The organism is Tepidiphilus succinatimandens, from assembly GCF_006503695.1.
Taxonomy (GTDB): Bacteria; Pseudomonadota; Gammaproteobacteria; order Burkholderiales; family Rhodocyclaceae; genus Tepidiphilus; species Tepidiphilus succinatimandens.
Genome location: NZ_SBIK01000018.1, coordinates 40878 through 52714 on the forward strand (window position 1 = coordinate 40878; position 11837 = coordinate 52714).

The window sequence follows — 11837 nt, forward strand, 5'->3', positions numbered from 1 at the left end:
ATGAAACTGGAACTCGTTTGCGAAGGTCAGACGTGCCATGAGATCGACAAGGAGGAGCTGGCAAACCGTTTTTCCGGGGCGATTCGCCGCTTCCGCGACCGCGTGACCTGGGCGCGGGTGAAGCTGGTGGACGTGCGTGACGAAACCGGCGCCTGGGCCAAGCGCTGCGTGGTGCAGATGCGCCTGCGGCAGCGGCCGCAGGTGGTGTTCGCGGTTACCGAGCGCGTGGCGCAGCTGGCGGTCGAACGGGCGGTGAAGCGCGTGCAGCGGGTGCTCGAACGCCGCTTCGCCCGCCCGCAGACCGTGCCGCTGCCAGCGTGAGACGTGGATTTTCTGAAGGAGGTAGATGATGCAACGAATCGATGAACGCTGGAACGACGCCGCGCAGGCGCGGGCCGTCTCCTGGGCGCAAGCGCGGGGCGAGGCGCTGCCGGCCACGAACCGGGTGCTGCGCAACACCTATGTGCTGCTCGCACTCACCCTGGCGTTTTCGGCGCTCACCGCGGGCGCGGCCATGGCGCTGCGGCTGCCGCATCCGGGAGTCATCATCACCCTGGTGGGCTATTTTGGGCTCCTCTTTCTTGTGCACAAACTTGCCAACCGGGCAAGCGGCATCCTCGCCGTCTTTGCGCTCACCGGTTTCATGGGTTATACCTTGGGGCCGATCCTTTCGGCCTATCTGGCGCTGCCCAACGGCCCGGCCATCGTGATGCAGGCCTTCGGCGGCACGGCGGCCATCTTCCTGGGGCTTTCGGCCTACGCCACGATCTCGAAGCGGGATTTCTCCTTCATGGGAGGGTTCCTCTTCGTCGGCATCCTGGTGGCTTTCCTCGCCGGGCTGGGGGCGATCTTCTTCCAGATGCCGGGGCTGTCGCTGGCAGTGTCGGCCATGTTCGTACTGCTCATGTCCGGCCTGATCCTCTATGAGACCAGCCAGATCGTGCGCGGCGGCGAGACCAACTACATCCTGGCGACCGTCTCGCTCTACGTGACGATCTTCAACCTCTTTACCAGCCTGCTGCAGCTGCTCGGCGTGTTCAACGGCGAGGAGTGATCCGGGCGTACTGATTCCGTCCGTCGGGAAAGGGGCGCGTAGGCGCCCTTTTCATTTTTCCGGCCCTGGCGGTGGCCTTCGGGTAAAATTCCCTCTTCTCAGGTCGGGACGCAGGTGATGAAACGCATCTTTCTCGAATTCGAGCGCTCGGTGGCCGAGCTGGAGGAGAAGATCGGCGAGCTGCGCTATGCGCACGACGCTTCCGCCGTCGACATCAGCGAGGAGATCGAGCGGCTGGAGAAGAAGGCGCGCAAGCAGCTCGAGGAGCTCTACGCCAGGCTCGATGCCTGGCAGACGACGCAGGTGGCGCGCCATCCGCTGCGCCCCTATACGCTCGATTACGTGGCGCGCATCTTCACCGACTTCGAGGAGCTGCACGGCGATAGGCATTTCGCCGACGACAAGGCGATCGTCGGGGGCCTTGCGCGCTTCGACGGGCGGCCGTGCATGGTGATCGGCCACCAGAAAGGGCGCGACACCAAGGAGAAGATCGCGCGCAACTTCGGCATGCCTCGGCCCGAAGGCTATCGCAAGGCGCTGCGCCTGATGAAACTCGCCGAGAAGTTCGGTCTGCCGGTGTTCACCTTCGTCGATACCCCCGGGGCCTATCCCGGGATCGACGCCGAGGAGCGGGGGCAGTCGGAGGCGATCGGGCGCAATCTCTACGAGATGGCCATGCTGCGCGTGCCCGTGGTCGTCACCGTGATCGGCGAAGGCGGCTCGGGCGGGGCGCTGGCGATCGCCGTGGGGGACGCGGTGCTCATGCTGCAGCACGCCGTCTATTCGGTGATCTCGCCCGAAGGCTGCGCCTCCATCCTGTGGAAGAGCGCGGAGAAGGCGCCCGAGGCGGCCGAGATTTTGGGTATCACCGCGCCCAAGCTCTTGTCCTTGGGGCTGATCGACGGCATCGTGCCGGAACCGGTGGGCGGGGCGCACCGCGAACCGGAGCAGATGGCCGAGATCCTCAAAGGGCATCTGCAGCAGGCGCTCGCCGGGCTCGAAGGGCTCGCGCCCGAGGCGCTGGTGGAACGCCGGCAGCAGCGTCTGGCGTCCTATGGCCGTTTCGTCGAGCGTACCTGAACGCGAGCCGGTCTCCGCGGCGATCTTCAAGGCGATCGAAGCGCTGGCGGCGCGGGTGTCCTCGCAGCCGCTGCGGCTCGTGCTGGGGTGCTCCGGCGGGGTCGACTCCACCGTGCTGCTGCACGCGCTGGCCGAGGCGCGCGGCGAATTTCCGCTGGAGCTGAGGGCGGTGCATGTGCACCATGGGCTCCTCGCTCAGGCCGACGCCTGGGTCGAGGCGGTGCGCTCGCACTGCGCCGCGCTCGGCGTACCGCTGCAGGTGGCGTACGTGCGCGTGCAGCCGGACGGCAAGGGGCTGGAAGCGGCGGCGCGCTCGGCGCGTCTGCGCGCGCTCGCCGCCGTGCCGGGCGATGCGCTGGTGCTGGCGCAGCATCGTGACGATCAGGCCGAGACGGTGCTTTTTCGCCTGCTGCGCGGCTCCGGGGTGGCGGGGCTCGCGGCGATGCGACAGATCGCGCCAGCGCCCTTGGCCGGGGCGGCGGCGCCGTGGTGGCTGCGCCCTTTCCTCGATCTGCCCAAAGAGACACTCATCGCCTGGGCGCAAGAACGCGGTTTGAGCTGGGTCGAAGATCCGTCGAATATGAGCGCCGACTTCACCCGTAACTGGCTGCGCGGCGACATCCTGCCGCGGCTGGAGGAAAGGTTGCCGGGCGTGCGCACCGTGCTCGCCCGTACCGCCGAAACCATGGCCGAGGCGCAGCAGGGACTGGACGACCTGGCCGCGCTCGACGACGAACGGGTGCGCCATCCGCAGGGCGGCTGGGATTGGGCGGAGTTTTTCCGGCTACCGCTCCACCGGCAGAAGAATTTGGTACGCTGGGCGACGCTGCGGCTACCGGCTCTGCCACCTACCCAACGGCGTCTGGAAGAGGGGCTGCGCCAGGCGGCATCTCATGGGGGCGGCGTCCGGCGCTTTCCCCTGGGGGATGCGTGGCTGTGCGCCCGCGGCGAGCGCCTGTGGGTGGAGGCGGCGCCTCAGGGGTGCGACGCCGCCTGGCGCTGTGGTTAGTTCTTGCTCTGGTCGACCAGCTTGTTCTTGGCGAGCCACGGCATCATCGCACGCAGCTTGGCGCCCACCTGTTCGATGGGGTGCTCGGCGATGAGCCGCCGGCGCGCCGTCATGCTGGGGTAGTTGAGCTTGCCCTCGAGGATGAACTGCTTGGCGTACTCGCCGTTGCGGATGCGCTCGAGCGCACGGCGCATGGCGGCACGCGAGTGCTCGTTGATGACTTCTGGGCCGGTGGTGTACTCGCCGAATTCGGCGTTGTTGGAGATCGAGTAGTTCATGTTGGCGATGCCGCCTTCGTACATGAGGTCGACGATGAGCTTGAGCTCGTGCAGGCACTCGAAGTAGGCCATCTCGGGGGCGTAGCCGGCTTCGACCAGCGTCTCGAAGCCCATCTTGACGAGTTCCACCGCCCCGCCGCAGAGCACGGCCTGCTCGCCGAAGAGGTCGGTCTCGGTCTCTTCGCGGAAAGTGGTCTCGATCACGCCACCCTTGGTGCCGCCGTTGGCCGCGGCGTAGGAGAGCGCCAAATCGCGCGCCTTGCCGGAGACGTCCTGATGCACGGCGATGAGCGTGGGCACGCCGCCGCCGCGGACGTATTCGGAGCGCACAGTGTGGCCTGGCCCTTTGGGGGCGACCATGATGACGTCGAGGTCGGCGCGCGGCACGATCTGGTTGTAATGGATGTTGAAGCCGTGGGCGAAAGCGAGCGCCGCGCCCTGCTTGAGATTGGGTTCGATGTCGCGCGTATAGACTTCGGGCTGGGTCTCGTCGGGCAGCAGGATCATCACCAGATCCGCCCCTTTGACCGCTTCGCCCACTTCCTTGACGGTGAGCCCCGCGGCTTCGGCCTTGCGCCAGGAACTGCCGCCGCGGCGAAGCCCCACGGTGACGTTTACGCCCGAGTCGCGCAGGTTGAGCGCGTGCGCATGGCCTTGGGAGCCATAGCCGACGATGGTGACTGCCTTGCCCTTGATGAGCGAGAGGTCGGCGTCCTTGTCGTAATACACTTTCATGGCGTTTCCTTTTTCGTCGTTGTGGTGATGAAAGAATCAGGCGCGCAGCACGCGCTCGCCGCGACCGATGCCGCACACGCCGCTACGCACGGCCTCGAGGATGAGCGCCGGGTCGATCGCCTGGATGAAGGCGTCGAGCTTGCCCTGGTTGCCGGTGAGCTCGATGACGTAGGTGGTGTCGGTGACGTCTACGATGCGCGCGCGGAAGATGTCGGTCATGCGCTTCATCTCTTCGCGGTCCTTGCCCGTGGCGCGCACCTTGAGCAGCATCAGTTCGCGTTCGAGGTGCGGCGCTTCCGAGAGATCGACCACCTTGACCGTCTCGATGAGCTTGTTGAGCTGCTTGGTGATCTGCTCGATGATCTCGTCCGAGCCGCTGGTGATGATGGTCATGCGCGACAGCGAGGGGTCTTCGGTGGGCGCGACGGTGAGCGATTCGATGTTGTAGCCGCGCGCGGAGAAGAGGCCGGCCACGCGCGACAGCGCCCCGGATTCGTTTTCGATCAGCACGGAGATGAGGTGTCTCATGGCATTCGTTCCTGTGCCGTGGGTCAGAGGTCGTTGGCCGAGAGGATCATCTCGGTGAGCCCCTTGCCGCCCTGGATCATGGGGTAGACGTTCTCGCGCGGATCGATGCGCACGTCGAGAAAGACGAGTTCATTGGCGTGCTCGGTGAAAGCGCGCTCGAGCGCCGGCTGGAGATCGGCGGGGCGATCCACGCGGATGCCGACGTGGCCGTAGGCGCGGGCGAGCGCGGCGAAATCGGGCAGGGAGTCCATGTAGGATTCGGAATAGCGCCCGCCGTGGAAGAGCTCTTGCCACTGCCGTACCATGCCGAGGTAGCCGTTGTTGAGGTTGACGATCTTGAGCGGCAGGCGGAACTGCTTGCAGGTGGACAGTTCCTGGATGCACATCTGGATGGAGGCTTCGCCCGTGACGCACACCACCGGCGCGTCGGGCCGGGCGAAGCGCGCGCCCATGGCGTAGGGCAGACCCACGCCCATGGTGCCCAGTCCGCCGGAATTGAGCCAGCGGCGCGGATGATCGAAGCGGTAGTATTGCGCCGCCCACATCTGGTGCTGCCCCACGTCGGAGGTGACGATGGCTTCGCCCTTCGTCACTTTCCATAGCGTGTCGATCACGTATTGCGGCTTGATCGGGCCATCGGCGGGCTGCTCGTAGGCGAGGCAGCGCCGGGCGCGCCACTGCTCGATGCGCTCCCACCAGGGGGCGAGCGTCTCGCGGGGGGCAGTGAGGCCTTCTTCGTCGAGGATGCGCAGGAAGTCGGCGAGCACGTGGCGCACGTCGCCCACGATGGGCAGGTCGGCCTTGACGCGCTTGCTGATGGAGGAAGGGTCGATGTCGATGTGGATGATGGTGCGCGGTTCGCTGGCGAAGTGCTCGGGGCTGCCGATGACGCGGTCGTCGAAGCGCGCGCCCACGGCGAGCACGACGTCGGCGTGGTGCAGGGCGAGGTTGGCTTCATAGGTGCCGTGCATGCCGGGCATGCCGAGGAACTGGCGGTCGCTCGCCGGGTAGGCACCCAGCGCCATGAGTGTGGTGGTGACCGGGGCCCCTAGGCGGCGGGCGAGCGCCGTGAGCTCGTCGGCGGCATCGGCGAGGATCACGCCGCCGCCGGCGTAGAGGATGGGGCGCTTGGCCTCGCGCAGCGCCTTCACGGCTTTGCGGATCTGTCCCTGGTGCCCTTTGACGACGGGGTTATAGGAGCGCATCGACACCGTCTCGGGGTAGTGGAACGCACACTTGGCGGCCGAGACGTCCTTGGGGATGTCGACGAGCACCGGCCCGGGGCGGCCGGTGCGGGCGATGTGAAACGCCTTTTTGATCGTTTCGGCGAGCTCGGCGACGTCCTTGACGAGGAAGTTGTGCTTGACGCAGGGGCGGGTGATGCCCACCGTGTCGACTTCCTGGAAGGCGTCCTGCCCGATCATGGCGGTAGGGACCTGGCCGGAGAGGATCACCACCGGGATGGAATCGCCGTAGGCGGTGGCGATGCCGGTGACGGCGTTGGTGGCCCCGGGCCCGGAGGTGACGAGCGCCACGCCCACTTCGCCGCTTGCGCGCGCGTAGCCGTCGGCGGCATGCACCGCGGCCTGCTCGTGGCGCACGAGCACGTGACGGATCTGGTCTTGCTGAAAGAAGGCATCGTAGATGTGCAGGACCGCGCCGCCGGGGTAGCCGAAGACGTATTTGACGTTTTCGCGCTGCAGGCACTGGACGACGATTTCGGCGCCGGTGAGGAGCATGGGGGTGTACCTCGTAGGGATGATCCGTGCAAGGATCGGGTAAACCCGTAACGTTAGCGGCTCGGTGGGCTTTGGTCAAGCGGGTCGCTTCCTTCGACCTCTTATAATGGGGAACGCATCGCGCCCGGGAGAAAAGATCGATGAACGAGAATATCTTGTTTACACTTGCTTTCATCGTCGTCGCCGGCGCGGCGGCGCAGTGGGCGGCGTGGCGCACCCAGGTGCCGGCGATCGTCTTTTTGCTGGCCGTGGGGCTTGCGGCCGGCCCGGGATTGGGCTGGATCGATCCGGATCGCCTCTTCGGCCCGGTGCTTTTTCCTGCGGTGTCGCTGGCGGTGGCGGTGATCCTGTTCGAGGGCAGCCTCACCCTGCGCTTCAGCGAGCTGCGGGGCATGAGCACGGTGGTATTGCGCCTGGTGAGCCTCGGGGCGTTGCTGACCTGGGCGGTGGCGGCCGTGGCGGCCCACCTGTTCGTGGACCTCGATTGGGGGTTGGCGGCGCTCTTTGGGGCTTTGGTGATGGTGACGGGACCCACGGTGATCGTACCGCTGCTGCGCTTCGTGCGTCCCAGCGACAAGGTGGCCACGGTGCTGCGCTGGGAGGGGATCGTGATCGACCCGATCGGGGCGCTGGCGGCGGTGCTGGTCTATCAGTTTCTCGTCAGCCGAGCGCTGCCCGATCTGCCGGCCTGGTCGGCGCTGTGGGTGTTCGTCAAGGCGGTGGGCGTGGGGTTCGCCACCGGCTGGATCGCGGCCGAGGCGCTGGGACGGATGTTGCGCCGCTACCTGGTGCCCGATTACCTTGACAGCGTCATTGTGCTCGCTTTCGTGGTGGGGGTTTTCACCGCCTCCAACCTGCTCGCCCACGAGGCGGGATTGTTGGCGGTGACGGTGATGGGCATGCGCCTGGCCAACATGAAAGGGGTGCCTCTGGAGGACATCCTCTCGTTCAAGGAGACGCTCACCATTCTTCTCATTTCGGTACTCTTCATCGTCCTGGCGGCGCGCCTGGACGTGGCGCAGCTCGCCGAGGTCGGCAAGGGAGTGGTGCTGGTCTTCATGGCGATCCAGTTCGTGGCCCAGCCGCTCAAGGTATGGGCGTCGACCTGGGGGAGCGGGCTGAGGTGGCAGGAGAAGGCGCTGATCGCCTGGATCGGGCCGCGCGGGATCGTGGCCGCGGCGGTGTCGGCGCTCTTTGCGCTGCGCTTGCGTGAGCTGGGGCACCCGGGGGCGGAGGTGCTGGTGCCGCTCACCTTTGCCGTCATCATCGGCACGGTGCTCTTTGCTGGCGGCACGGCCAGACTGGCGGCGCAACGTCTGGGGGTGGCGGAACCGCAGGCGCGCGGGGTGCTGATCGTGGGGGCGCATCGCCTGGGACGGGAGCTGGGCCTGGCGCTCACCCGGCTGGGCTTTCGGGTGATCGTGGCCGACACCGATTATGCCCTGGTACGCGAGGCGCGCATGGCGGGGCTGGAGACGTTCTTCGGTAACGTGGTCTCGAAGGAAGCCGACCGGCGGCTCGATCTGGTCGGCGTGGGCTATCTGCTGGCGATGTCGCCGTATCCGGAACTGAACGCACTGGCGGCGGTACGCTACCAGCGCGAATTCGGGCGGGGCAACGTCTACGTCGTGCTCACGCCCGAAGAGGTGGCGAAGAAGGGGCAGCAGGTGGCCGATCCTCGCTATGCCCGTCTTCTGGCCGGGAAGGAAGCCGGTCTGGCCGAACTGCTGGCGCTCTTCGAGCGCGGCGCGAAGATCTATGCCACGCGCTTGAGCGAGGCATTTGCTTTCGAATCCTACCAGGAGCAGTTTTCTGGCCGGGGGAATCTGCTGCTGGCGATCGATGCCAAGGGGCGCCTGCAGGGCGTGGGGCCGGAATTTACCTCCCGCCCCGGTCCGGACTGGTATCTGCTCGGCCTCTATCTGCCGGTCGAGGGCGAAAAAGGCAAAGTGGCGGGCGCTTCGGCATGATCGTCCCGCGTTAGAATGAGCCGCCCGTCGTTCATGCGTGCCCGCGGCTCAGAGGAGATCCCAGGTGCTTCGTGTTCCCGTCCGTCCCAGCGAATTTCTGGTCGGCAAGCCGATCCCATTCGACGTCTTCGACCGGCACGGCCGTTTCTTGCTGGCGAAAGGGCACGTGATCGCTTCGGCCGAGGAGAAGGAAAAACTCCTGCGCCAGGGGGCGGAACGCAATCTGACCACCGACGAGCGTTTCCGTCAGGCGATCGGTGCGGCCTTGAACGTGGTGGAACGGGAGGAGGAACCGGGCAAGAACAATGCCCTTCGCCTGAACTTCGAGGAGTTGCGCCTGCTGCCCGGTACCGTCCTTCAGATCCAGCTGGGCCGGGAAGAGGATCGCTATTTCGTGCGCTACATTGGTTCGCTGCGCGGCAAGTCGGTGATCGTCGACGCTCTGGAGCGCGGCGGATTGCCGCTCTTCGTGCCCGATGGCACCGCCTTGCAGGTACGCGGCAGCGTCGGCTCCTACGCCTTCGTCTTCCCTTCCTCCGTGCTGGTCAATGCCTCGCGCCCCTACCCGCATCTGCATCTGACCTATCCGCTGGAGGTGGTGGCGGTGCGGCTGCGGCGCAGCGAGCGTGTCCCCGTGCGCCTGGTGGCGGCGGTGGTCTCCGACGACAACCAGGCCTTCGGTGGGGTCATCCTCGATCTGTCGGTGGGCGGAGGGTTGCTGGCCACGCGCCATCCGCTGAAGGTCGGGCAGCGCATCCAGATCAAGTTCAAGCTGGAGATCTCTGGCACGGAGATCATCCTGGCGGTGCCGGCCATCGTGCGTTCGATGCGCGAGATCGACGATCGCACCCTGGAGGGAGCCAAGGGCTACGGCATCGAGTTCGTCGATCTCACACCCGAGGATACCGTCGCCCTGATGACCTACATCGCCGCCGTGCAGACCAACCCGACGGTGACCGGTTAGGAGGAAAAATGCGCATCGTCAGCTGGAACGTTCAATGGGGGCGGGGGGCGGACGGGCGGGTGGATTGGGCGCGCCTGCTTGCGGCGCTGCGCGCCTTCGACGCGGACGTGATCTGCCTGCAGGAAGTGGCGAGCCGCTTCGACGAGCTGCCCGGTTCGCGCGGTGAGGACGGACCGGCCATCCTGCGCGGTGCGCTACCGGAGTATCACGGCTTCTACGCCCCGGCGCTCGACGTGCCGCGCGCCCACGGCGGCCGGGCGCTCTTCGGCAATTGGCTGGGCAGCCGTCTGCCGGTGGAGCAGGTGCAGCGCGTGAGTCTGCCCTATCCGCCGCCGGAGACCGACAAGTGCATGCCGCGCGTGCTGCTCGAGGCGGTGGTGCGGGTGGGCGAGCGGCGGCTGCGGGTAGCGACGAGCCATTTGGAATACTACTCGCGGCGTCAGCGCCTGGCGCAGGTGCAAGCCCTCGTCGAACATCAGCGGGAAATCCTCGCCTGGCCGCAGGGCGGCGGGGACGAGGAAGAAGCGACCTTCCGCGCTTGGCCGCGGCCGGCGGAGGCGGTGTGGCTCGGGGACGGGAACTTCGCTCCCGAAGACGAGGAGTACCGGCTGCTCGAGGAAAGCGGTCTGTGGTTCGACGCCTGGCGCCTGGTGCATGGCGAAGCGCCGCACGAGCACACGGTGGGGCTGCACGGGGCCGAATGGCCCGATCACCCTTACTGCTGCGACTACGCCTGGGTGAGCGCGGCGCTACGCCCGGCCGTGCGGGATTTTTTCGTGGTGCGGGACACGGCCGCCTCCGACCATCAGCCCATCGTGCTCGATCTCGAATTCTGAAACGCAGCGATCGGCTCAGCGGCAGCGGCGTAGGAACCGGTGCAGCAGCCAGCGCAGCGCAAGCGGCGCTTCCAGCATGGGCGTGTGCCCCACGCCGGGCAGGGTGTGCCAGGTACAGGCGGCTTCGCGCCGCGCGAGCGTTTCCCAAAGACGGGTCGCGGCCTTGACGGGCGTCATGCGGTCTTGTGCCCCGGTGAGGAAGAGCGCCGGCGCGCTCATCCCTTTGGCACGCTCCAGTGCCGGTTCCGCGGCGTAGGCATGGCAGGCGCGCAGGTCGTTGGCGAGCACGCCGGGGCGCTGTTCCAGCACGAGTTCCTGCACCGCCCGCGGCAGCCCCGTTCCCCGGGCGCGGGCACCGAATGCCCACGGTTCCATCATCTGGCAGGCGGCGCGCGGCTCGGCGGCGCGCTCGAGCAATTCTGGGCTCACCGCCATCGGCAGCGCCGTGCCGATGAGCGCGAGCCCACGGCAGCGCTCGCCCAGCCGCGCGGCGAGTTCCAGCGCCACGAGCGAACCCATGCTGTGACCCACGGCAACGACGGGACGCTCGGCATCGAGCCCGGCGGCGAGCGCCGCCGCGTATTCCTCGATGGTGGGGCAGGGCGCGCGCTCGTCGGCGCCGTGGCCGGGCAGATCGGGGGCGCTCACCTGCCAGCCCAGCCGGCTCAGTCCCAGGGTGACGGCCCACCAGATGCGCCGGTCGTGCCCGGCGCCGTGGATGAGGACGACGAGCGGATCGGTGGCGAACGTCATGGTGGAACCCTCCGGCAGAATCGAAGACTATACTTTACCGTTTTTCTTGACGCTTCAGGAGGAGCACGCATGAGCAAGGCCTTCGTGCGCGAGAGCGAGGTCGACGAGGACGAGGAACTCGTCGAGGTACAAAGCTTTCCCGGCTTCAAGAACTACATGACGCCGGCGGGTCATCGCGCCTTGCGCGAGGAGTTCGAACGGCTCGTCAAGGTCGAGCGCCCCCAGCTCGTCGAGACGGTGGCCTGGGCGGCGAGCAACGGCGACCGTTCCGAGAATGGCGACTACATCTACGGCAAACGGCGCCTGCGCGAGATCGACCGGCGCCTGCGCTACCTCACCAAAAGGCTGGAATCGGCCGTGGTGGTCGACCCCCGCGAGCAGACGCAGACCGACCGCGTCTTCTTCGGGGCGACGGTGACGGTCCGCGATCTGGATACCGAGACGGAGGAGACCTGGCAGATCGTCGGGGTCGACGAGGCCGATGCGGGCAAAGGCAAAGTGAGCTGGATCGCGCCGCTCGCGCGGGGGCTACTCAAGGCCGAGCTGGGGGAGGTGGTGCGCATTCCCACGCCGGGCGGCGTGCGCGAGCTGGAGATCGTCGACATCCGCTATGAAGCCTCCTCTTGAAAATTTCCCCCTCTATGCCCAGAAACGAAGGAGCCAACTCTCGTATTACCAAAAGTGCAAATTAGTCCATAAGGGTGTTCATGGAAAACACCATGAGCACGGGCAAGGCGGCAAAACTTCTTGGCGATGAGTGACTGACCATGCACCTTACCCACAAGATCGCCCTTCGTCCCACGCCCGAGCAGGCGGATTACTTCAAACGCGCCTGCGGCACGGCCCGGCGCGTGTGGAACTGGGCGCTCGCCGAATGGAACCGGCAGTATG

13 protein-coding genes are annotated in these 11837 nt (G+C 66.8%); 9 read left to right on the forward strand and 4 right to left on the reverse strand.

Features of this window, described 5'->3' with window-relative positions; genetic code table 11:
• The 4 genes from EPD82_RS10605 (at window position 1) to tilS (ending at window position 3143) form a co-directional block, all read left to right on the forward strand.
• Entirely contained in the window at window positions 1-321 is a 321-nt protein-coding gene (locus EPD82_RS10605) for an HPF/RaiA family ribosome-associated protein (protein ID WP_141056623.1), read from the forward strand.
• A 28-nt stretch (window positions 322-349) separates the two neighbouring features.
• Complete coding sequence (locus EPD82_RS10610) at window positions 350-1054, forward strand: Bax inhibitor-1/YccA family protein (protein ID WP_141056624.1); 705 nt, start codon at window positions 350-352, stop codon at window positions 1052-1054.
• Window positions 1055-1171: 117 nt separating this feature from the next.
• Complete coding sequence (locus EPD82_RS10615) at window positions 1172-2134, forward strand: acetyl-CoA carboxylase carboxyltransferase subunit alpha (RefSeq protein ID WP_141056625.1); 963 nt, start codon at window positions 1172-1174, stop codon at window positions 2132-2134.
• The gene (gene tilS, locus EPD82_RS10620; protein WP_141056626.1) at window positions 2109-3143 is read left to right on the forward strand and encodes a tRNA lysidine(34) synthetase TilS; all 1035 of its coding nucleotides are present in this window, start codon (window positions 2109-2111) and stop codon (window positions 3141-3143) included. Before EPD82_RS10615 ends, tilS begins: the two co-directional genes overlap by 26 nt.
• On the opposite strand, the gene ilvC is transcribed toward tilS, so the two are convergent.
• Genes ilvC through ilvB form a run of 3 tightly spaced genes read right to left on the reverse strand, consistent with a single transcriptional unit; the run spans window position 3140 to window position 6423 of the window.
• The gene (ilvC, locus tag EPD82_RS10625; protein ID WP_055424093.1) at window positions 3140-4156 is read right to left on the reverse strand and encodes a ketol-acid reductoisomerase; all 1017 of its coding nucleotides are present in this window, start codon (window positions 4154-4156) and stop codon (window positions 3140-3142) included. The genes tilS and ilvC overlap by 4 nt on opposite strands.
• A gap of 36 nt (window positions 4157-4192) precedes the next feature.
• Window positions 4193-4684 carry an acetolactate synthase small subunit gene (ilvN, locus tag EPD82_RS10630; protein ID WP_055424094.1) on the reverse strand — a complete coding sequence of 164 codons (492 nt, stop codon included), beginning with the start codon at window positions 4682-4684 and terminating at the stop codon, window positions 4193-4195.
• Window positions 4685-4707: 23 nt separating this feature from the next.
• Entirely contained in the window at window positions 4708-6423 is a 1716-nt protein-coding gene (ilvB, locus tag EPD82_RS10635; protein WP_055424095.1) for a biosynthetic-type acetolactate synthase large subunit, read from the reverse strand.
• A gap of 140 nt (window positions 6424-6563) precedes the next feature.
• Between ilvB and EPD82_RS12290 the strand changes: the two genes are divergently transcribed.
• The 3 genes from EPD82_RS12290 to EPD82_RS10650 all read left to right on the forward strand — a co-directional run bounded on the left by EPD82_RS12290 (window position 6564) and on the right by EPD82_RS10650 (window position 10193).
• A complete protein-coding gene (locus tag EPD82_RS12290) occupies window positions 6564-8393 on the forward strand; it encodes a cation:proton antiporter (RefSeq protein ID WP_055424096.1) in 1830 nt (609 codons plus the stop codon).
• Between the two features lie 64 nt (window positions 8394-8457).
• Entirely contained in the window at window positions 8458-9357 is a 900-nt protein-coding gene (locus EPD82_RS10645; RefSeq protein ID WP_055424097.1) for a flagellar brake protein, read from the forward strand.
• 8 nt (window positions 9358-9365) lie between these two features.
• Complete coding sequence (locus EPD82_RS10650) at window positions 9366-10193, forward strand: endonuclease/exonuclease/phosphatase family protein (protein WP_055424098.1); 828 nt, start codon at window positions 9366-9368, stop codon at window positions 10191-10193.
• 15 nt (window positions 10194-10208) lie between these two features.
• Here EPD82_RS10650 and EPD82_RS10655 read toward each other — a convergent pair whose 3' ends face one another.
• Complete coding sequence (locus EPD82_RS10655; protein ID WP_055424099.1) at window positions 10209-10946, reverse strand: alpha/beta fold hydrolase; 738 nt, start codon at window positions 10944-10946, stop codon at window positions 10209-10211.
• Between the two features lie 69 nt (window positions 10947-11015).
• Here EPD82_RS10655 and greB point away from each other — a divergent pair, with 69 nt between their 5' ends.
• Together greB and EPD82_RS12430 are read left to right on the forward strand one after the other, a co-directional pair.
• The gene (greB, locus tag EPD82_RS10660) at window positions 11016-11573 is read left to right on the forward strand and encodes a transcription elongation factor GreB (RefSeq protein ID WP_055424100.1); all 558 of its coding nucleotides are present in this window, start codon (window positions 11016-11018) and stop codon (window positions 11571-11573) included.
• A gap of 140 nt (window positions 11574-11713) precedes the next feature.
• Window positions 11714-11837, forward strand: a 124-nt coding sequence (locus EPD82_RS12430; protein ID WP_170210828.1) for a helix-turn-helix domain-containing protein, incomplete at its 3' end; no start/stop codon positions are given.

Bases quoted from the DNA above. Each gene is read 5' to 3' on its own strand.
- EPD82_RS10615 (WP_141056625.1), top strand. From the start codon at position 1,172: ATGAAACGCATCTTTCTCGAATTCGAGCGCTCGGTGGCCGAGCTGGAG.
- greB (WP_055424100.1), top strand. From the start codon at position 11,016: ATGAGCAAGGCCTTCGTGCGCGAGAGCGAGGTCGACGAGGACGAGGAA.
- ilvC (WP_055424093.1), bottom strand. From the start codon at position 4,156: ATGAAAGTGTATTACGACAAGGACGCCGACCTCTCGCTCATCAAGGGC.
- EPD82_RS12290 (WP_055424096.1), top strand. From the start codon at position 6,564: ATGAACGAGAATATCTTGTTTACACTTGCTTTCATCGTCGTCGCCGGC.
- ilvN (WP_055424094.1), bottom strand. From the start codon at position 4,684: ATGAGACACCTCATCTCCGTGCTGATCGAAAACGAATCCGGGGCGCTG.
- tilS (WP_141056626.1), top strand. From the start codon at position 2,109: ATGGCCGTTTCGTCGAGCGTACCTGAACGCGAGCCGGTCTCCGCGGCG.
- EPD82_RS10655 (WP_055424099.1), bottom strand. From the start codon at position 10,946: ATGACGTTCGCCACCGATCCGCTCGTCGTCCTCATCCACGGCGCCGGG.
- EPD82_RS10650 (WP_055424098.1), top strand. From the start codon at position 9,366: ATGCGCATCGTCAGCTGGAACGTTCAATGGGGGCGGGGGGCGGACGGG.
- EPD82_RS10605 (WP_141056623.1), top strand. From the start codon at position 1: ATGAAACTGGAACTCGTTTGCGAAGGTCAGACGTGCCATGAGATCGAC.
- EPD82_RS10610 (WP_141056624.1), top strand. From the start codon at position 350: ATGCAACGAATCGATGAACGCTGGAACGACGCCGCGCAGGCGCGGGCC.
- ilvB (WP_055424095.1), bottom strand. From the start codon at position 6,423: ATGCTCCTCACCGGCGCCGAAATCGTCGTCCAGTGCCTGCAGCGCGAA.